This window comes from Allosphingosinicella sp. (assembly GCF_036570505.1).
In the GTDB taxonomy this organism is placed as follows: Bacteria; Pseudomonadota; Alphaproteobacteria; order Sphingomonadales; family Sphingomonadaceae; genus Allosphingosinicella.
Map to the genome: position 1 here is coordinate 1 of NZ_DATCYB010000046.1, position 20,795 is coordinate 20,795.

The window sequence follows — 20,795 nt, forward strand, 5'->3', positions numbered from 1 at the left end:
TTGCGGAAGAAGCGCAGACCGAGTTCGACGTGATCCTCACCGGCGACGGTGGCAAGAAGATCAACGTGATCAAGGAAGTCCGCGCCATCACCGGCCTGGGCCTGGGCGAAGCCAAGGCGCTCGTCGAAGGCGCTCCCAAGGCCGTCAAGGAAGGCGTGAACAAGGCCGAGGCCGAGGAAATCAAGAAGAAGATCGAGGAAGCCGGCGGCACCGTCGAGCTGAAGTAACTTCTTCCCCGCTCCGGTTTCGGCCGGATCCGGATCAAGGAAGGGCAGATCCAGACGGATCTGCCCTTTTTTCCGTGCGCCTGTCAGCCTTGGCGAAAGGCTTCGGCGGCGGCGATCAGCCGCTCCGACAGCGCGATCACCACCCCCCTCTGCTCCTGAGCGCGCGTGCACAGATAGTGGGCCGCCGGATTCGCCTCGGCCCGATTACCGATGCGCGCCAGCCGGCCGCGCTCCGTCCAGGCGCCGGCAGGCGGCATCCTTAAAAGAGCGACACCGAGACCCGCCTCGGCGGCGGCGATGACCGTGTCGTAATCCTCGAACCTGCGGTCCTGCCAACGCGGGCGGTATCGCACGCCCGCTTCCCCAGCCACGAGCGCCATTGCGATGTGTCGGAATCGGGAGAAGCGGGAAGCGCAGCATCTCCCCGGCCCCGGCGCCCCGTCCGATGCGGGCGGCGAGCTCCGGGCTGGCCGCGGGCGCGACCGTCTCACCGAACAGCAGGCGGGCCTCGAGACCGTCCCAATGGCCGCGCCCATCGCGTATCGCGAGATCGACTTGTCCAAGCAGGTCGGCGGCGGGCGCCTGGCCCATGAGGTCCGGCTGGCAGTGCGAGGGCGCTCCCAGAGCCGCCGGTACGGAGGCTCCGATCGCGCGATGCTGCCCGACGCTCCTTTCGACGAACGGCTCCCTGTCGACAGGCCCGACTTCGAATTTTCGGGGCAAACCGACGACCGCGTGCGGCAATGGACGGCGGGCATCGCCTATCAGGGCCGGATCGCCGGCCTGAGCCAGATCAATGTCGGCCTCCATTTCTGAAAGATCGGTGCCTGAGACCCGGACAAGGCGGCTACTTTCGATCCCGACTGGAGTTCGCTAGTCGACGGCGGATGATTCGCCCTGTTGTTGCCGTCGCGCTCGCTTTCCTTGCCTTCCTCTCCGTGTCGCCGGCCGCGGCCGCGAGCGCGGAGCTGCCCCGCGTGCGGCTGGAAACGAGCGCGGGGACGATCGTCATTGAATTGGAAACGAAGCGGGCGCCGATCACCGCCGGCAACTTCCTCGCCTATGTCGAGGGCAAGAAGTTCGACGGCACGACCTTCTACCGGGCGGCGCGCAACAAGGCGGCGCCCGAATATGGGCTTGTCCAGGGCGGCATCAATCACCGGGTGGTGGGGGCACTCCTTCCCATCGCGCACGAGTCGACCAGCCAGACCGGGCTGCTCCATGTCGACGGCACCGTCTCGATGGCCCGCAACGCCCCCGGAACCGCGATGGGCGACTTCTTCATCACGATCGGCAAATCTTCCTATCTCGACGCCCGCGAAGGCAATGTCGGCTATGCCGCGTTCGGCAAGGTAGTCGAAGGCATGGACGTGGTCCGAAAGATACTCGCCTCCCCGACGCATCCCGGCGGCCGGTCCGAGGCCACGATCGGCCAGTCGATCGTCGACCCCATCCGCATCATCCGCGCACGGCGGGAAGAATAGCGTCCACCGCTTGATCTTCTCCAGTGCCAAGCAAGGAGAAAGGCGCTAGAATCGAGCGACGGTCGCGGGGCGAAGGGGAAGCGAATGACGAGGAGTGTGGCGCGGAACCGCGAGGCGATGCCAGCGGAATCCGTGGCCGACTTGCCCTGCGCGTTGGACAGCCAGGCGCGGCTGATCCGCGAGCAGGCCGAAACGATCGCCCATTACCGGAAGATGTACGATCGCTCCTCGGCGCTGGCGAGGATCGGGGTATGGGAATGCGACCTCGCGACCGAGGCGCTGACCTGGACCGACGGCGTCTACGACCTGTTCGAGATTCCACGCGGCTCGCCGCTGGCGCGGGCGGAGATCGTCGACCTTTACGAAGAGGAATCACGGCGGGAGATGGAGCGGCTGCGCGCCGCCGCCATTCGCGACGGGACGGGCTTCACGCTCGACATCCATGTCCGCACCGCGAAGGGCAACCCGCGCTGGCTGCGCCTCACCGTCGACGTCGAGCAGGAAGACGGCCGTTCCGTCCGCATCTTCGGCACCAAGCAGGACATAACCGAGGAAAAGGCGGCGCAGGAGAAGGTGCGCGCGCTCCAGGCCGAGCTGATGCAGGCCTCGCGGCGAAGCGCGATGGGCGCCATGGCCGCTACCCTGGCGCACGAGCTCAACCAGCCGCTGGCCGCGATCGGCAATTTCGTGGCGGGAGCCCGGCGAATGCTGAGCCGCCCGGAGCCGGACAGGCTCATGCTGGAGCGCGGGCTCGATTCCATCGAGCAATGCGCCCAGCGGGCCGCCAACGTCATCCGCAGCCTGCGCGCGATGAGCGGTGACGACGCGCGGCGGGAAAAGGTCGGTATCAACGGACTCGTCCGGGATTCGGTGCCGCTTGCTTTGGCCGGGGCCGGTCCGGGCATCGAAGTCCGCTACGCGCTTGCCGACGAGGCATTCGTGTGCGTCGATCCGGTCCAGATCCAGCAGGTGCTCGTCACGTTGGTGAAGAACGCCGCCGAAGCCGCTCAGCCACTCGCCCGGCGGGAGATCGCGATCTCCACATCGCTAGCGGAGGGGACCGTCACCGTTCGCGTCGACGACAACGGGCATGGCCTGCCGCCCGAAAGGCTGAAGACCCTGTTCGATTCCCACGCCTCGTCCAAGCCCGACGGCATGGGTATCGGCCTTCCCGTCAGCCGCACCATCGTCGAGGCCCATGGCGGAAAGATAACGGCCGCCAACGGCAAAACGGGCGGTGCCTCCCTCCGTGTCACGCTGCCGCTGGCGGTCGCGGATGATGACGGGCATTGACGCTGGCCCTCTTCGACCCTAAATAGCGCTCCTCACCACAGCCCTTCGGAACAGGTCTCGCAGTCGCGCAGCGGGGCCAACGCATTGATCGGCTGGGGTTTCTTAGACGCTGAAGCTGCGGTTTCCAGGAAGGAGACTCGCGGCTTTTTGCGTTTGCGGCGAACGGACTGTTCCCCGGCGAAGGCCGGGGTCCCAGTCCGAAAGAAAAAACCGAGCCCCGGCCTTCGCCGGGGAACGCAGGCGAAAGAGGCGACACAACCACATGGCGACCAAGGCAGCTCCGGCGACGGAACAGCGTTCCACCGCGTCCAAGCGTATCCGCAAGATTTTCGGCAATATCCACGAAGTCTCCGAAATGCCGAACCTGATCGAGGTTCAGCGCGACAGTTACGAGCAGTTCCTCCGCTCGCGGCCGCAGGACGGATATGTGTCGGGCCTGGAAAAGACGCTGCGCAGCGTGTTCCCGATCCGCGATTTCGCCGGCACCGCCGAGCTCGATTTCGTCCATTACGAGCTGGAAGACCCCAAATACGACACGGACGAGTGCCGCCAGCGGGGCATGACCTATGCCGCGCCGATGCGCGTGACCTTGCGCCTCATCGTGTTCGAGGTCGATCCCGATACGGAAACCCGCTCCGTCCTCGATATCAAGGAGCAGGACGTCTACATGGGCGACATGCCGCTGATGACGAAGAACGGCACGTTCATCGTCAACGGCACCGAGCGCGTCATCGTCAGCCAGATGCACCGGTCGCCGGGTGTGCTGTTCGACCATGACCGCGGCAAGACCCACGCCTCGGGCAAGTTCCTGTTCGCCGCGCGCGTCATCCCCTATCGCGGCTCGTGGCTCGACTTCGAGTTCGACGCCAAGGACATCGTCAACGTCCGTATCGATCGCAAGCGCAAGCTGCCGGTGACGGCACTGCTCCATGCGCTCGGCATGTCGAGCGAGGAAATCCTCGGCGAGTTCTACAACAAGGTCACCTTCGTTCGCGGCAAGGATGGCTGGCAGATACCGTTCGTGCCCGAGCAGTGGCGCGGCCAGAAGCCGACCTTCGACGTCGCCGACGGCAAGTCGGGCGAGGTCGTATTCCCCGCCGGCCAGAAGATCACGCCGCGCGGCGCCAACAAGGCCGCCAAGGACGGCCTGACGCAGCTCTTGATCCCGACCGAGGAGATTTTTGGCCGCTATTCGGCCTACGACCTCGTCAACGACAAGACCGGCGAGATTTATATCGAGGCCGGCGACGAGGTGAGCCCGGAAAATCTAGAGAAGCTCGACAAGGCCGGCATCGACCGGATCGACCTGCTCGACATCGACCACGTCAACACCGGCGCCTGGATGCGCAACACGTTGAAGGCCGATAAGGCCGAAGACCGCGACCAGGCCCTTTCCGACATCTATCGCGTCATGCGCCCCGGCGAGCCGCCGACCCGCGAGACCGCCGACGCTTTGTTCGCCGGCCTGTTCTTCGATCCGGAGCGCTACGACCTGTCGGCCGTCGGACGCGTCAAATTGAACATGCGCCTCGACCTCGACGTTGAGGACACCGTCACCACGCTCCGCAAGGAAGACATCCTGGCGGTGGTGAAGACGCTCGTCGGCCTCAAGGACGGGAAGGGCGAGATCGACGACATCGACAATCTCGGCAACCGCCGCGTCCGCTCGGTCGGCGAGCTACTGGAGAACCAGTATCGCGTCGGCCTGCTCCGCATGGAGCGTGCCGTGAAGGAGCGCATGTCCTCGGTCGACGTGTCGACCGTGATGCCGAACGACCTCATCAACGCCAAGCCCGCCGTGGCTGCGGTGCGCGAGTTCTTCGGTTCATCGCAGCTCTCGCAGTTCATGGACCAGACCAACCCGCTCTCCGAAGTGACGCACAAGCGTCGCGTCTCGGCGCTCGGGCCGGGCGGTTTGACTCGCGAACGGGCCGGCTTCGAGGTCCGCGACGTCCATCCGACCCATTATGGCCGCATCTGCCCGATCGAGACTCCGGAAGGGCCGAACATCGGCCTGATCAACTCGCTCGCCAGCTTCAGCCGGGTCAACAAATACGGCTTCATCGAGACGCCGTACCGCAAGGTCGTCGACCACAAGGTAACCGACGATGTCGTCTATCTGTCGGCGATGGAAGAGGCCAAGCACACCATCGCGCAGGCCAATGCCGAATTGAACAAGGACGGCAGCTTCGCCGAGGAAATCGTCTCCAGCCGCCAGGCCGGCGAATTCCTGATGGCGGTGCGCGATCAGATCACGCTGATGGACGTCAGCCCCAAGCAGCTCGTGTCGGTCGCGGCCTCGCTCATTCCGTTCCTGGAAAACGATGACGCCAACCGCGCGCTGATGGGCTCGAACATGCAACGTCAGGCCGTGCCGCTGGTGCGCGCCGAGGCGCCGTTCGTCGGCACCGGCATGGAGGAGACGGTCGCCCGCGATTCCGGCGCCGCCATCGCCGCCCGCCGCTCGGGCATCGTCGACCAGGTCGACGCGACCCGTATCGTCGTCCGCGCCACGGGCGAGGTCGAGGCCGGCAAGTCGGGCGTCGACATCTACACGCTGATGAAGTTCCAGCGCTCGAACCAGAACACCTGCATCAACCAGCGTCCGCTGGTGAAGGTGGGCGACGTGGTGAGCGAGGGCGACGTCATCGCCGACGGCCCGTCGACCGAGTTCGGCGAGCTGGCGCTGGGGCGCAACGTGCTAGTCGCGTTCATGCCCTGGAACGGCTACAATTATGAGGATTCCATCCTCATCTCCGAACGCATCGTGAAGGACGACGTCTTCACCTCGATCCACATCGAGGAGTTCGAGGTGATGGCTCGCGACACCAAGCTGGGGCCGGAAGACATCACCCGCGACATCCCCAACGTCGGCGAGGAGGCGCTGCGCAACCTCGACGAGGCGGGCATCGTCTATATCGGCGCCGAAGTTGAGCCGGGCGACATCCTGTGCGGCAAGATCACGCCGAAGGGCGAAAGCCCGATGACGCCGGAGGAAAAGCTCCTCCGCGCCATCTTCGGCGAGAAGGCGTCGGACGTCCGCGACACCTCGCTCCGCCTACCCCCGGGCGTGGCCGGCACGGTGGTCGAGGTCCGGGTATTCAACCGCCACGGCATCGACATCGACGATCGTACCCGCGCCATCCAGACCGAAGAGAAGGACCGCCTCAGGAAGGACGCCGACGACGAGCGCACCATCCTGAAGCGCGCCACCTATTCGCGCCTCAGGGAGATGCTGCTCGGTCAGACGGCGACGGCGGCTCCCAAGGGCGTCAAGAAAGGCAGCGACATAACCGAAGAGGTGCTCGACAGCGTCGAGAAGCACGAATGGTGGAAGTTCGCGGTCAAGGACGACAAGGTCCAGGCCGACCTCGAGGCGGTGAAGTCGCAATATGACGACGCCGAGGCCCTGATCCGCGGCAAGCTGGAAGATCGTATCGAGAAGCTGGAGCGGGGCGACGAGCTGCCGCCGGGCGTGCTCAAGATGGTCAAGGTGTTCGTCGCGGTAAAGCGCAAGCTGCAGCCGGGCGACAAGATGGCCGGCCGCCACGGCAACAAGGGCGTCATCAGCCGCATCCTGCCGATCGAGGACATGCCGTTCCTCGAGGACGGGACGCATGCCGATATCGTCCTCAACCCGCTGGGTGTGCCGAGCCGCATGAACGTCGGCCAGATCTTCGAGACGCATCTGGGCTGGGCCGCGCGCGGCCTCGGCAAGCAGATCGGCGCGATGCTCGAGGAAATCCATCACAAGGGCAAGGACCTCGCCTCCGGTGACGCCAAGGCGGTCCGCGCCAAGTTGAAGGACATCTATGGCGAGCATTATCATGCCGACATCGATGCCCGCGACGACGCCCAGATGATGGAGCTGGCGTCCAACCTGGTCGGGGGGGTGCCGATGGGCACGCCGGTGTTCGACGGCGCCCGCGAAGCGGACGTGTCGGCGATGCTGGCCAAGGCCGGACTCGACGAGAGCGGCCAGGTGACGCTGTATGACGGCCGCACCGGCGACGAGTTCGACCGCAAGGTGACGGTGGGCTACATCTACATGCTGAAGCTGCACCACCTGGTGGACGACAAGATCCACGCGCGCTCGATCGGCCCGTACAGCCTCGTCACCCAGCAGCCGCTCGGCGGCAAGGCGCAGTTCGGCGGGCAGCGTTTCGGCGAGATGGAGGTCTGGGCGCTCCAGGCCTACGGCGCCGCCTACACCTTGCAGGAAATGCTGACGGTGAAGTCGGATGACGTCATCGGCCGCACCAAGGTCTACGAGGCGATCGTCAAGGGCGACGACACGTTCGAGGCCGGCATTCCGGAGAGCTTCAACGTTCTCGTCAAGGAAATGCGCTCCCTGGGCCTCAACGTCGAGCTCAATTCGGTGGCCGAGACCGACGAGGACGGCCTGCCGGCGCTGGCGGCGGAGTAGTAACAGTCCCTCTCCCTTCACGGGAGAGGGACAGGCGCGAAGCGCCAGGGTGAGGGTCTGGAAATGACTGCCCTCACCCTCCCACCGCTCTTCGAGCGGCGGGCCCCTCCCTCTCCCGAAATGGGAGAGGGGCAGAATTTTTAGAGAGGGTCGCACCCGATGAATGAACTGACCAACTTCGCCAACCCGGTCGCCAAGCCGGAGACGTTCGACCAGATCCAGATCGGGATCGCCTCGCCGGAGCGCATCCGCTCGTGGTCGTTCGGCGAGATCAAGAAGCCCGAGACCATCAACTACCGGACGTTCAAGCCGGAACGCGACGGCCTGTTCTGCGCGCGCATCTTCGGTCCGATCAAGGATTACGAGTGCCTGTGCGGCAAGTACAAGCGCATGAAGTACAAGGGCATCGTCTGCGAGAAGTGCGGCGTCGAAGTGACCGTCTCCAAGGTCCGCCGCGAGCGCATGGGCCATATCGAGCTGGCCGCGCCGGTCGCCCACATCTGGTTCCTGAAGTCGCTGCCGTCGCGCATCGGCCTGCTGCTCGACATGCAGCTGAAGCAGCTTGAGCGCGTCCTCTATTTCGAAGCCTATATCGTCACCGAGCCGGGCCTCACGCCGCTGGAGAAGTTCCAGCTCCTGACCGAGGACGAGCTTCTCGAAGCCCAGGACGAATATGGCGAGGACGCCTTCTCCGCCGGCATCGGCGCCGAGGCGGTCCGCCACATGCTCGAGAATCTCGACCTTGAAGGCGAGAAGGAAGAGCTCCTGAAGGAGCTGGCCGAGACCAAGTCGGAGCTGAAGCCCAAGAAGATCATCAAGCGGCTGAAGGTCGTCGAGAGCTTCCTGGAATCCGGCAACCGTCCCGAGTGGATGATCCTGGAAGTCGTTCCGGTGATCCCGCCCGAGCTGCGCCCGCTGGTGCCGCTCGACGGCGGCCGCTTCGCGACGTCGGACTTGAACGACCTCTATCGCCGCGTCATCAACCGCAACAACCGCCTGAAGCGGCTCATGGAGCTGCGCGCGCCGGACATCATCGTGCGCAACGAAAAGCGCATGCTGCAGGAATCGGTCGACGCCCTGTTCGACAACGGCCGCCGCGGCCGCACCATCACCGGCGCCAACAAGCGTCCGCTGAAGTCGCTCTCCGACATGCTAAAGGGCAAGCAGGGCCGCTTCCGCCAGAATTTGCTCGGCAAGCGCGTCGACTATTCGGGCCGCTCGGTCATCGTCACCGGTCCGGAGCTGAAGCTCCACCAGTGCGGCCTGCCGAAGAAGATGGCGCTCGAGCTGTTCAAGCCGTTTATTTACTCGCGGCTCGACGCCAAGGGTCTTTCCATGACCCTGAAGCAGGCCAAGAAGTGGGTCGAGAAGGAGCGCAAGGAAGTCTGGGACATCCTGGATGAGGTGATCCGCGAGCATCCGGTGCTGCTCAACCGCGCGCCGACGCTCCACCGCCTCGGCATCCAGGCGTTCGAGCCGGTGCTGATCGAGGGCAAGGCGATCCAGCTTCACCCGCTCGTCTGCGCCGCCTTCAACGCCGACTTCGACGGCGACCAGATGGCCGTGCACGTCCCGCTGTCGCTCGAAGCGCAGCTGGAAGCGCGCGTCCTGATGATGTCGACCAACAACATCCTCTCGCCCGCCAACGGCAAGCCGATCATCGTGCCCTCGCAGGACATGGTGCTGGGCCTCTACTATCTGTCGATGGAGCGCGAGGGCGAGCCCGGCGAGGGCATGATGATTTCCGACATGAGCGAGGTCCATCAGGCGCTCAACGCCAAGGCCGTGACCCTGCACTCGAAGATCGTCAGCCGCGTCCCGCAAACGGACGAGGACGGCAACCAGTATATGAAGCGCTTCGAGACGACGCCGGGCCGCATGCTGCTCGGCGAGACGCTCCCGAAGAGCCACAAGGTGCCGTTCGAGACCGTCAACCGCCTCCTCACCAAGAAGGAGATCGCGGACGTCATCGACGTCGTCTATCGCCACACCGGCCAGAAGGAGACGGTGCTCTTCGCCGACGCGATCATGGGGCTGGGCTTCCGCCACGCCTTCCAGGCCGGCATCAGCTTCGGCAAGGACGACATGATCATCCCGCATGAGAAGGTGGGTCTGGTCGAAGACACCCGCTCGCTCGTCAAGGATTACGAGCAGCAGTATCAGGACGGCCTCATCACCCAGCAGGAAAAGTACAACAAGGTGATCGACGCCTGGAGCCGCTGCGGCGACCAGGTGGCGAACGCCATGATGGACAAGATCAAGGCGCAGCCGAAGGACAAGGACGGCCGCATGGCCCCGATCAACTCCATCTACATGATGGCGCATTCGGGCGCTCGCGGTTCGCAGGCCCAGATGAAGCAGCTCGCCGGCATGCGCGGCCTGATGGCCAAGCCGTCGGGCGAGATCATCGAAACGCCGATCATCTCGAACTTCAAGGAAGGCCTCACCGTCCTTGAATATTTCAACTCGACCCACGGCGCCCGCAAGGGCCTGGCGGACACGGCGCTCAAGACGGCGAACTCGGGCTATCTGACCCGGCGCCTCGTCGACGTGTCGCAGGACTGCGTCATCGTCGAGGAGGACTGCAAGACCGAGAACGCGCTCGACATGAAGGCGATCATCCAGGGCGGCGCCGTCATCGCGTCGCTCGGCGAACGCATCCTGGGCCGCACCCCGGCCGAGGACATCGTCGACGACAAGACCGGCGACGTGCTGGCCAAGGAAGGCGAGCTGATCGACGAGGCCGCGGCGCTGCGCATCGACGAGATGGGCATCCAGGCGGTCAAGATCCGCTCGCCGCTGGTCTGCGAGAGCGAGCACGGCGTCTGCGGCAAATGCTACGGACGCGACCTCGCCCGCGGAACGCCGGTCAATATCGGCGAAGCGGTCGGCGTCATCGCGGCGCAGTCGATCGGCGAGCCGGGCACGCAGCTCACCATGCGGACCTTCCACATCGGCGGCGCCGCGCAGCTCAACGAAACCTCGAACCTCGAAGCCTCTTCGGACGGCAAGATCGAGTTCCGCGACCTGCCGACGATCATGGACGCGCGCGGCCGACGCGTGGCGATGGCCCGCAACGGCGAGCTGGCGATCGTCGACATGGACGGGCGCGAGCGGGCGGTGCACCGCATCCCCTATGGCGCCCATCTGATGTTCGACGACGGACATGTCGTCAACAAGGGCGAGCGGATGGCCGAGTGGGATCCGTTCATGATGCCGGTCATCACCGAGAAGGGCGGCACCGTGAAGTTCCAGGACCTGGTCGAGGGCAAGACGCTCACCGAACAGGTCGACGAAGCGACGGGCATCGCCCAGCGCGTCGTCACGGAGTTCCGCGGCTCGGCCCGCTCCAAGGAGGATCTGCGTCCGCGCCTGACCCTGCTCGACGAGAATAGCGGCGAGGCGGCGCGCTACATGCTGACGCAAGGGGCGACGCTTTCGGTGGAGGACGGCCAGGTCGTCCAGGCCGGCGAGGTGCTCGCCCGCGTCTCCCGCGAGGCGGCCAAGACCCGCGACATCACCGGCGGTCTGCCGCGGGTGGCGGAGCTGTTCGAGGCGAGGAAGCCCAAGGAGAATGCGATCATCGCCAAGGTCTCGGGCCGTGTCGTCTTCGGCAAGGACTATAAGGCCAAGCGCAAGATCGGCATCCAGCCCGAGGACGGCGGCGAACTGGTCGAGTATCTGGTGCCCAAGTCCAAGGTCATCGACGTGCAGGAAGGCGACTTCGTGAAGCGCGGCGACAATCTGATCGGCGGCTCACCAGATCCGCACGACATCCTGGAGGTGCTCGGCGTCGAGGCGCTGGCCGAATATCTCGTCAGCGAGATTCAGGAGGTCTATCGACTGCAGGGCGTGAAGATCAACGACAAGCACATCGAGGTGATCGTTCGCCAGATGCTGCAGAAGGTCGAGATCACCGAGAGCGGCGACACCACGCTTCTCGTCGGCGAGCAGATCGATCTGCAGGAGATGAACGAGATCAACGCCAAGCTGACGGGCAAGCAGAAGAAGGCGGAAGGCAAGCCGGTGCTCCTGGGCATCACCAAGGCGAGCCTGCAGACCCGCAGCTTCATCTCGGCCGCCTCCTTCCAGGAGACGACCCGGGTGCTGACCGAGGCGTCCGTGCAGGGCAAGATCGACACGCTCGACGGCCTCAAGGAGAATGTCATCGTCGGCCGCCTCATCCCGGCGGGCACCGGCGCTGCCATGAACCGGGCGCGCATCGCCGCCTCCAGCCGCGACGCCGCGCTCCGGGCACAGCATAAGAAGCTCCAGGAGGCGCTCATCCTCGCCAACACGGCGGCCGAAGAGCACAAGGCGGAGCTCGCCCAGGGCCCCGAGGCGGCGATCGGCGACGATCCCCTCGCCTCGGTCGCGTCGGAAGGCCACGGCACCGACGCGGACGCGGGCGAGTATCTGCAGGACTAAGCGTCAGTCAGAGCCGACATGAAGGCCCCGCCGGAGCGACCCTCCGGCGGGGCTTTTTGCGTGCGCCGGGATGGGCTCGGAATGGCCATGAGTGCGGTGACCGCCGTTCCGGCCGCCTAGAGGATGATGAGTTCGGGTTTGACCCTTCTTCGTCACCCCCGCGAAAAGCGGGATTCCCGCTTTTGCGGGAATGGCGAGAGGAGAATCAGCGTAACCATATCAGGCTCCAAAAACCGGGCGGCTCCAACGTCCGGCGGGATCGGGGAACCGCGGGAATTTCAGATGACCCTGCCGTGACCAGCGACGGGTAAAATGCTATCTGGCCCCTGTCCCGCGACCGAGTCGGATGCCGTTCGACGGACAGCGTACAGCCCGCCTGCGGCCCTCACGAGACCAGCTCCGGTCCTGCCGGCCGGCAACCTGGCAAGGGATCACATCCCCATGACCTACATCACCACCCAGGACAGCACCCATATCTTCTACAAGGACTGGGGTCCGAAAGACGCCCAGGCAATCGTGTTCCATCACGGCTGGCCATTGAGCGCCGATGATTGGGACAACCAGATGCTCTTCTTCCTCGGGCAGGGCTTTCGCGTGATCGCGCACGACCGGCGCGGTCACGGCCGGTCGAGCCAGCCCAGCGAAGGCAATGAGATGGACACCTACGCGTCCGACGTCGCCGAACTGGTCGCGTCGCTCGATCTGCGGGGCGCGATCCACATCGGCCATTCGACCGGCGGCGGTGAGGTCGCGCACTATGTCGCCCGCGCTCAGCCGGGACGGGTTTCGAAAGCCGTGCTGATCGACGCGGTGCCACCCGTCATGGTCAGGAAGGATTCGAACCCGGGCGGCACGCCGATCGAGGTGTTCGACGGATACCGTGCCGCGCTCGCCGCCAACCGCGCGCAACTGTATCTCGATATCCCGACCGGTCCGTTCTACGGCTTCAACCGGCCCGGCGCGAAGGTGTCGGAAGGCCTGATCCGCAATTGGTGGCGGCAGGCCATGATGGGGAGCGCCAAGGCCGGTTACGAGTGCATCAAGGCCTTCTCCGAAACCGACTTCACCGAGGATTTGAAGGCGATCGACGTACCGGTGCTGGTCATCCACAGCGAAGACGACCAGATCGTGCCCTATGCGGATTCGGCGCCGCTGACGGTCAAGCTCCTGAAGAACGGCACGCTCAAGACCTACAAGGACCTGCCGCACGGCCTGTGCCAGACCCATCCCGAGATCGTGAACGCCGACATACTGGCCTTCATTCGCCGGGAAGAAGTGGAAGCGAATCAGCCGACAGTCGTTGCCACGCCCGTGATGGCGTGAACGTGAGGGGCGGGCCGGTCGCCCGACCGGCCCGCGAAAGTGCCGTTATTGGATGACCTTATACAACAGGAGCAAATCGATGAAACTCTACTACGCGCCGGGCGCCTGCAGCCTTGCAAGCCGGATTTCGCTCCATGAAGCCGGGCTTGCGGCCGATTTCGAGAGGGTCGACCTCAAGACGAAGATCACGGAGCATGGACACGATTTCAGGGCGATCAATCCCAAGGGCTATGTGCCCATGCTCGTGCTCGACGACGGGGCCGCGATCACTGAAAATGTCGCGATCCTGGAGTTGATTGCCGATCGGGAACCGAGACTTGGGCCAGGAGGTCCACTGAGCCGCACGCGATTGATCGAGATGTTGGCCTATCTCTCGTCCGAGCTGCATGTGGCCTTCAAGCCCTTGTGGCACGACGCGAGCGAGATCGAAAACGCCAAGGCCCGCGAAACGGTCGCCGAGCGTCTCGAATTCCTCGAAAAGCAGATGCTCGAACCCTATCTGTTCGGCCCTCGCTTTACCGTGGCGGACGCCTATCTTTTCGTCATCCTGCGCTGGGCAAAGGCATTCGGCGTGCGACTCTCATCCCACCTGCTCGGCTATTTCGAGCGGGTCCGGGAGAGAAAAACGGTGCGTCAGGCGCTGGCCGAAGAGGCGTTGGACGAAGAGACACCGGTTATCCACCTGGCGTCCGAGCCTGTTGGATGACCCCAACAGGAACCCCCGCCTGATCCGGTACCGCGCGTCGCCTACCTCGCCACTCCGTCGGACACGTGGCCGAAAGTGAAGGCGAGGACGGGTGCCCCGGGTCGCTTACCGCCCTAGAAACTCACCCGGGCGCTGAGGCGGATGTCGCGGCCGGCTAGCGGCACGAAATCCTTGGTGAAGGACGCGTGGCGGCGGGCGTCGACGTCGAAGATGTTGTTCGCCGACAAGATGAGCGAGGTCGGGTTTTCGCGGCCCCACGGGCGCCAGGCAACCGAGGCGTTGACCAGGGTGTGGCTGTCGGTCGGCGTCTCGAAGGCAGCGACCCGCTCCTGGGCGTCGGACCATTCGACCTCGACCCGGCCGTCGATACTGTCGGACTGGGCTTCCAGCCCGCCGAGGACGCGGAGTGGCGGGATGCGGGGCACGGGGCCGCCCTCCTTGATGGTCGCGTTGACATAGTCCGCGACGACATCGCCGTTGAAGGTGAAGCCGCCCATTTCGAACAGCTTGGCCGAGCCTTCCAGCTCGAAGCCGTAATAGCGGGCGTCGCGCTGGAAATACTGGAAGACGGGCAGCTCGTCGCGCTCCTCGCCGGTCGCGGTCTGGAAGATATAGTCGTCGAACCAATTGGCGAAGACGGTGGCGCTGAGCTTGTAGTCGGGCGTTTCGGCGCGGACATAGGCTTCGGCGCCCCAGCTCTTTTCCTTCGCCAGATCGGGATTGCCGACTTCGAAAGCCTGGGTCGCGATGTGGGGGCCGTTGGAGAAGAGCTCCTCGGCCGACGGCGCGCGCTCGGCGCGGGAACCATTGACGCCGACCTTGACCCGCTCGTTCACGTCATAGGACGCGCCGATCGCCGCCGAATAGGCATTAAAGCTTCGATCGAAGCCGAGGGTCGTGGCGTTGACGTCGCTCTTCTCGAAACGACCCGCCGCTTCGAGGCCGAGCGCGCCGAGATGCATCTCCTGGAGCGTGAACAGGCCGAGCTGGCTCGATTCATTGGGCGGAACGAAGGCTTCCGCGCCGATCGCCTCGAAATCCCGGGTGAAATATTGGACACCGGTGACGCCGTGCCAGCCGCCGCGATCGGCCTGGACCAGCTCGAAGCGCCCTTCCATGCCGTTGGTCTTGAAGGTGGTGCCCACCTCCTCGCCTTCGAATTCGGTATGTTCGTAATCGGCGGCGGCGAGGCGGATGCGGATCTTGTCGATGAAGTCGCCGCCGGCCTCGATCTCGCCGCGAAGGTCCGCGCGAAGCTGCTCGAGGCCGATGCTGACCGGCACGTCGCCATGGCCTTCTTCCTCGGCGCCGCCCTCCTCATGGTGATGCTCGACGCCGGGCCGGGTGGGGACGCCATAGGCACTATCGAAATAACTGACGGAAAGGCCGAGATTGCCCCCGTCGCGGATGAGCGCGATGCCCGCGCCCAACGTCTTGGTCTCGGTCGCCGAATTGGGAATGCGGCCCTTGAGGTTGGCGAGAGCGCGCGCGTCGGCGGCTTCCTCGGCATGGCCTTCCGCCTCTTCCTCGGCGGCGATCTCCAGTTGCTCGGCGCGAAGCTCGGGCGCGAGAACGAAGCCGCCCACCTCCAGATCGTCGGTGTTGCGATAGCTGCCGTCGAGATGGGCGACGAGGCTGTCGGTGAGCGGCACGTCGACGGCGGCGCCGACGCTGCGCTCGTCTGCCGCCGAGCCGTAGGTGGCGATGCCCTCGATATGGACCGGTTCGTCCGGCACGCGGCGGGGTATGCGCCGGTCCATGACGTTGACCGCGCCGCCGATCGCCTGGCTGCCGAACAGAAGCACGGCGGGGCCATGCAGCACCTCGATCCGCTCCGCCGTCAGCGGATCGATGGTGACGGCATGATCGGCCGAGGTGTTGGAGACGTCGATCGCGCCGATGCCGTCCGTGAGCACGCGGACACGGTCGCCCTGAAAGCCGCGCAGCACGGGCCGGGACGCGCCGGGGCTGAAGGACGTGGCGGAGACGCCCGGCAAGCCGGCGAGCGTGTCGCCGATCTGCGGCTTCAGGTTCCGAACCAGGTCCGCGCCCGAGAGCACCGACTTGCCCGCCAATATGTCGAGGTCGCCAGGGGCATGGCCGGTGACGACGATCGCCGATGATTCCTCGTCGTGGAGATGGTCGACCTGCGCCGCCGCTTGCGCGCCCGTCACAATTTCCCCCGGCGGCTCCGTCGGTTGGGCCGCGGCCGGCATGGCGACGAGAGCGGTGGATGCGAGCAGGAACGCGAACTTTACCATCTAGAATCTCCGGAATGCCCAGCCCGCTTAGAAGAGACGTTACATTGTATCAATACCGTGTTGCCCGCGCCTTGACGGGCCTGTCGTCCTCAGGACACGGTTCACCGCTCGACAGTGGCGACAGGGCTGCCTAGGCCTGCGTTCAAAGAGGGGGAATTTTATGAGACCGACGACCGCCGCCTGCCTGTCACTCCTGCTGCTGAGCAGCGTGTCGACCACCGCGCTGGCGGCCGAACCGGCAGCGCCCGTGCTGAAAGGGACAACTGCCGAGACGGGTCTGTTGCCGGTCCATGTCGACAGGAAGGAAGGCCGAATCCTCCTCTCGCTTCCCGCCCCGGACGAGGCGGGTATTTCCGGCCGCTATCTTTATGTGACGGCGCTGAAGACCGGGCTTGGGTCGGCACCCGTCGGGCTCGACCGGGCCGCGAGCGGCGGGTCCGAGCTGCTCGTCTTCCGCCGGGTCGGCAAGAAGATGGTGGCGGAGATCGAAAATCCTCGCTTCCGCGCCTCCGGCGGCACCGAAGCCGAGCAGGCGGCGGCGCGCGACAGCTTCGCCTATTCGACGGTCTGGATGGGCGACATCGCCGCGGAGACCGCCGACGGACGCCTGCTCGTCGACGTCTCGAGCTTCCTCACCCGCGACGTCATCGGCATCGCCAAGGCGCTGAAGGACAGCGTGGAGAAGGAGTTCAAGCTCGACCCCGAGCTCACCGTCGCCGATCCCAATTCGGTGAAGGTGTTCCCCGAGAATATCGAGATGGAGGCGCGGCAGACCTTCGTTTCGACCGACCCCGGCGCGGAGGTGAACAACATCGCGCCCGCGGCCGGCCACCTCAGCTTCATCGTCCGCCATTCGCTGGTGAAGCTGCCGGAGCCGGGATACCGGACCCGCCCCTTCGATCCGCGCACCGGAAGCTTCGCGACCCAGGTGCTCGATTATTCGGCGCCGCTCGGCCGGCCGATCGTGCAGGAGCTGGTCAACCGCTTCCGCCTCGAAAAGGTCGATCCGGCCGCACCCAGCTCGCGCGTGAAAGAGCCGATCGTCTTCTATATCGACCGCTCGGCGCCGGAGCCGATCCGCACCGCCCTGCTGGAGGGCGCGAGCTGGTGGAAGCAGGCGTTCGAGGCGTCGGGATTCATCGACGCCTATCGTGTGGAGATACTGCCCGAAGGCGTCGATCCGCTCGACGCGCGATACAATGTCGTCAACTGGGTCAATCGGGCGACGCGCGGCTGGTCCTACGGCCAGGCGATCGAGGATCCGCGGACCGGCGAGATCATCAAGGGCAACGTGCTGCTGGGCTCGCTCCGCGTGCGGCAGGACATGCTGATCTTCGAAGGCCTGGTCGGCGCCGACAAAGTCGGTACCGGCGGCCCCAACGATCCGATCACCGCCGCCCTCGCCCGCATCCGACAGCTCGCCGCGCACGAGGTCGGCCACGCCCTCGGCCTCTCGCACAATTTCGCGGCGAGCACGCAGGGCCGCTATTCGGTGATGGACTATCCCGGGCCGCGCGTGACCCTGGCGAACGGCATGCCGGACCTCGCCGACGCTTACGGCGCGGGTCTCGGCCGATGGGACCTGTTCGCCGTCGACTGGCTCTATGGCAGCGACAGCAAGGCGGAAGCCGATGCGAAGGCGGCCGCCGGGGTTGCCGAAGGGCTGCGCTTTGTCGCCGATGGCGACGCGCGTCCGCTGGACGCCGCGCAGCCGAACGGAAGCCTGTGGGACGATTTCGCCGATCCGGCCGCCGAGCTGGAACGGATGATCGCCGTGCGACGCGCCGCCGTCGACCATTTCGGCCTGGGCGCGCTTTCGGCCGGCGAGCCGGTCGCCAATCTCAGGCGCAAGTTCGTGCCGATCTGGCTGCTCCACCGCTACCAGGTGGAGGCGGCGGCGAAGCTCGTCGGCGGCGTCGACTTCTCTTATTCCCTGCGGGGGGACGGACTGGAAATTTCGCGACCGGTGCCGGCCGAGGCGCAGCGGCGCGCATTCGATGCGCTGCTGGCGACGCTCTCGCCGGAGGCTTTGACGGTTCCGGAGGGGCTGATCCCCCTCCTCTCCTCCGGCTGGTCCGGCAGCAACGACCGGCAATATGATATCGAGATATTCGACACGGCCGGCGGGCCGGTGTTCGATGCGATGGTCGCGGCCGAAGTCGCCGCCGCGGTCACCCTCGACACGCTGCTGGAGCCGGAGCGTCTGAACCGCCTGGCCCAGCAAGATCGCCTCGACGACGGCATGCTCGGGCCGGAAGAACTGGTGGATGGACTGCTCGCGGCGGTCCTCCCATCGGACGCGAGCGGCGCCGGCGAAGCGGCGGTGCAGCGGCGCGTCGCCACGACGACAATATTGGAACTCGCGCGCCTTCAGCGCGACCCCGATCTTTCCCCCACGCTCGCCCTGCAACTGGACGACCGCCTGCACGGGCTCGCGGCGCGGCTGGCCAGGACCGAGACCGGGGATGAGGACACCCGCCAATGGGGCCGCGGGCTGGCTCGGCTGCTGCGAGACCGCGAGGCGCTCGAGAAGGTTCTGGCCGATGAAAAGCGCGAGCCGAAGATCCCGCCGGGCATGCCGATCGGCGGAGCGAGCGGCGACTGGCTTGGCAATTAGTTCCCGCAGCCGATTCAGCTCGGCGCACGTGGTGAACGATTCGTCTCTATCTCCCGCTATTCAGCTGACAGTTAACACTGTTTGGCTATGATGAATCCCTTCAAACGTAAGGCGTTACTCTGCGCCGAGGGAGGGGATCGGATGACATTCGGAAAGCAGGCCAGGACGCGTCGGACGCTTCACAAGAGCACCAAGACCGCCTTCTTCGCCGCGCTCTCCGTTTCCGCCCTGCTCGCCGCCTGCATCCCCCAGGCCCGCTCCGCCGAAGTCGCGGCGACACCGCGCGTCCGCGCCGCCGCTGTTTCGACGCAAACCTATGCGCCACCGCCCCGGCGTGCGCCCGCGCCGGCCGTGCCGGCAACGGTGCTGACCGCGCAACGTATCCTCGACGCGCGCATCGAACAGCTCGGCCGGTCCTTCAACGGCGATATCGGCATCGCCGTAAGGGACATCCAGACAGGCTGGACCAGCCATTATGACGGCACCACCTATTTTCCACAGCAAAGCGTCAGCAAATTCTGGGTCGCGCTGACCGCGCTGGCCGAGGCGGACAAGGGCCAGCTCAGCCTGCAAGCGCCGGTGACCGTGCGCCGCGACGACCTCACCCTCTTCCATCAGCCGATCCGGTCTATGGTGTTGAATGGCGGTTTCTCGACGACGCTCGGCGATCTTCTCCACCGCGCGATCACGCAGAGCGACAATACCGCCAACGATTTCCTGCTCTGGAAATCGGGCGGCCCGGAGGCCGTGCGCGCCTATCTCGATCGCATGAAGATCGAGGGCATCCGCTTTGGCCCTGGCGAGCGGCTGCTCCAGTGCGCGATCGCCGGGCTCGACTGGAAATCTTCCTATTCGATCGGCAATGCCTTCTTCGCCGCCCGTCGCGCGGTGCCCGAACGCGTCCGTCGCGCTGCCTTCGAAAGCTATATCGCTGACCCGATGGACGGCGCGACGCCGCTTGGTATCGTCGACGCGCTGGCGCGGCTCAAGAAGGGCGAGCTGCTTTCGCCAGCGTCGACGCAGCGGCTGCTCAACACCATGTCCAACACGCGCACCGGCCCGACGCGGCTCAAGGGCGGCCTCATCGGTGGCTGGTCGCTCGCCCACAAGACCGGCACCGGCCAGGTCTTCAACGGCGAGCAGGCCGGCTATAACGACATCGGCATCGTCACCTCGCCCAGCGGGCACAGCTATTCCGTGGCCGTGCTGATTCGCCGCACGTCCGCGCCCAACATCCAGCGGATGCGGACGATGCAGGACACGGTCCGCGCGATCATCGACTATCACGAGAACCTGCAAGGCTACACGATCGCCGTCGGCGAGCGCGAGGGCGGCAAGGTGTACCGCGCCGGCGGCAGCAAATAATCTGGCCTAGCCGCCACCGCCTGCCATAAGGTGCGGCGATGGCTAGGCCCCAGTCCCCCGATTACGACAAGCGACGCGAGGCGATCGTGGCGACGGCGGCGGGCCTGTTCGCGCGGCGGGGTTTCCAGGGCGCGTCGGTGGCCGATCTCGCCAAGGCGTGCCAGACCTCGAAATCATTGGTTTACCATTACTTCCCGTCGAAAGAGGATATTCTCTACGAAGTGATGGCGGCGCATCTGGAGGCGCTGGTGGACGCCGCCGACGACGTGATGCGTTCCGGCGATGCCCGGGGGCGCCTTCGGGCCCTCGCGCTCGCCTTCATGCGCCTCTACGAAGGCGCGCAGGACCATCACAAGGTGCTGCTGAACGAGCTCGACAATCTGCCGAGCGAGCGCCGCGCCGAGGTGGTGCGCAAGCAGCGGCGTATCATCGCGGTGGTTGAAAATCTCGTGGAGGCGATCCGGCCCGATGCGGGAGCGGCGGCCTTGCCGCTCACGATGCTCTTCTTCGGCATGATCAACTGGACGCACACCTGGTTCAGGCCGGGGGGCGCGGTGTCGGCGGAAGAGTTGGCGGACCTGGCGGTGGACATGATGCTGAATGGGCTCGATTCTCCCCTCCCGCTCGCGGGAGGGGCCAGGGGAGGGCCTGTTTCATCCGACCCT

General features: G+C 65.6%; 13 protein-coding genes. 11 read left to right on the forward strand and 2 right to left on the reverse strand.

All coding sequences use genetic code 11. From position 1 onward, the window contains the following. Nucleotides 1-227 (forward strand): 50S ribosomal protein L7/L12 (gene rplL, locus VIR62_RS04140; protein WP_431868938.1); only part of this gene is annotated, 227 nt, incomplete at its 5' end. Nucleotides 228-310: 83 nt separating this feature from the next. Here rplL and VIR62_RS04145 read toward each other — a convergent pair. Further along, entirely contained in the window at nt 311-580 is a 270-nt protein-coding gene (locus VIR62_RS04145; RefSeq protein ID WP_431868940.1) for a hypothetical protein, read from the reverse strand. Nucleotides 581-611: 31 nt separating this feature from the next. Between VIR62_RS04145 and VIR62_RS04150 the strand changes: the two genes are divergently transcribed. From VIR62_RS04150 to VIR62_RS04180, 7 genes are all read left to right on the forward strand, one after another. Continuing rightward, nucleotides 612-1,043 carry a hypothetical protein gene (locus VIR62_RS04150; RefSeq protein WP_431868941.1) on the forward strand — a complete coding sequence of 144 codons (432 nt, stop codon included), beginning with the start codon at nt 612-614 and terminating at the stop codon, nt 1,041-1,043. 71 nt (nt 1,044-1,114) lie between these two features. Continuing rightward, nucleotides 1,115-1,711 carry a peptidylprolyl isomerase gene (locus tag VIR62_RS04155; RefSeq protein WP_431868943.1) on the forward strand — a complete coding sequence of 199 codons (597 nt, stop codon included), beginning with the start codon at nt 1,115-1,117 and terminating at the stop codon, nt 1,709-1,711. An 84-nt stretch (nt 1,712-1,795) separates the two neighbouring features. After that, entirely contained in the window at nt 1,796-3,004 is a 1,209-nt protein-coding gene (locus VIR62_RS04160; protein WP_431868945.1) for a sensor histidine kinase, read from the forward strand. A 262-nt stretch (nt 3,005-3,266) separates the two neighbouring features. Beyond that, on the forward strand, nt 3,267-7,430 hold the full coding sequence (rpoB, locus tag VIR62_RS04165; RefSeq protein ID WP_431868947.1) for a DNA-directed RNA polymerase subunit beta: 4,164 nt from the start codon (nt 3,267-3,269) through the stop codon (nt 7,428-7,430). 159 nt (nt 7,431-7,589) lie between these two features. After that, complete coding sequence (gene rpoC / locus VIR62_RS04170; RefSeq protein WP_431868948.1) at nt 7,590-11,858, forward strand: DNA-directed RNA polymerase subunit beta'; 4,269 nt, start codon at nt 7,590-7,592, stop codon at nt 11,856-11,858. A gap of 441 nt (nt 11,859-12,299) precedes the next feature. Next, on the forward strand, nt 12,300-13,181 hold the full coding sequence (locus VIR62_RS04175) for an alpha/beta fold hydrolase (RefSeq protein WP_431868950.1): 882 nt from the start codon (nt 12,300-12,302) through the stop codon (nt 13,179-13,181). Nucleotides 13,182-13,260: 79 nt separating this feature from the next. After that, on the forward strand, nt 13,261-13,887 hold the full coding sequence (locus VIR62_RS04180) for a glutathione binding-like protein (protein ID WP_431868952.1): 627 nt from the start codon (nt 13,261-13,263) through the stop codon (nt 13,885-13,887). Between the two features lie 113 nt (nt 13,888-14,000). Here VIR62_RS04180 and VIR62_RS04185 read toward each other — a convergent pair whose 3' ends face one another. Continuing rightward, nucleotides 14,001-16,148, reverse strand: coding sequence for a TonB-dependent receptor (locus VIR62_RS04185; protein ID WP_431868954.1), 2,148 nt, complete (start codon nt 16,146-16,148; stop codon nt 14,001-14,003). Between the two features lie 160 nt (nt 16,149-16,308). Here VIR62_RS04185 and VIR62_RS04190 point away from each other — a divergent pair, with 160 nt between their 5' ends. The 3 genes from VIR62_RS04190 to VIR62_RS04200 form a co-directional block, all read left to right on the forward strand. Then, nucleotides 16,309-18,765 (forward strand): zinc-dependent metalloprotease, encoded by a 2,457-nt coding sequence (locus tag VIR62_RS04190; protein WP_431868956.1) that lies wholly within the window; start codon nt 16,309-16,311, stop codon nt 18,763-18,765. Between the two features lie 141 nt (nt 18,766-18,906). After that, a complete protein-coding gene (gene bla, locus VIR62_RS04195; RefSeq protein WP_431868958.1) occupies nt 18,907-20,130 on the forward strand; it encodes a class A beta-lactamase in 1,224 nt (407 codons plus the stop codon). Between the two features lie 38 nt (nt 20,131-20,168). Continuing rightward, nucleotides 20,169-20,795 (forward strand): TetR/AcrR family transcriptional regulator (locus VIR62_RS04200; protein ID WP_431868959.1); only part of this gene is annotated, 627 nt, incomplete at its 3' end.

Coding starts and splice junctions, on each gene's coding strand:
- VIR62_RS04150 (WP_431868941.1), top strand. CDS start 612: ATGTGTCGGAATCGGGAGAAGCGGGAAGCGCAGCATCTCCCCGGCCCC.
- VIR62_RS04155 (WP_431868943.1), top strand. CDS start 1,115: ATGATTCGCCCTGTTGTTGCCGTCGCGCTCGCTTTCCTTGCCTTCCTC.
- VIR62_RS04160 (WP_431868945.1), top strand. CDS start 1,796: ATGACGAGGAGTGTGGCGCGGAACCGCGAGGCGATGCCAGCGGAATCC.
- rpoB (WP_431868947.1), top strand. CDS start 3,267: ATGGCGACCAAGGCAGCTCCGGCGACGGAACAGCGTTCCACCGCGTCC.
- rpoC (WP_431868948.1), top strand. CDS start 7,590: ATGAATGAACTGACCAACTTCGCCAACCCGGTCGCCAAGCCGGAGACG.
- VIR62_RS04175 (WP_431868950.1), top strand. CDS start 12,300: ATGACCTACATCACCACCCAGGACAGCACCCATATCTTCTACAAGGAC.
- VIR62_RS04180 (WP_431868952.1), top strand. CDS start 13,261: ATGAAACTCTACTACGCGCCGGGCGCCTGCAGCCTTGCAAGCCGGATT.
- VIR62_RS04185 (WP_431868954.1), bottom strand. CDS start 16,148: ATGGTAAAGTTCGCGTTCCTGCTCGCATCCACCGCTCTCGTCGCCATG.
- VIR62_RS04190 (WP_431868956.1), top strand. CDS start 16,309: ATGAGACCGACGACCGCCGCCTGCCTGTCACTCCTGCTGCTGAGCAGC.
- bla (WP_431868958.1), top strand. CDS start 18,907: ATGACATTCGGAAAGCAGGCCAGGACGCGTCGGACGCTTCACAAGAGC.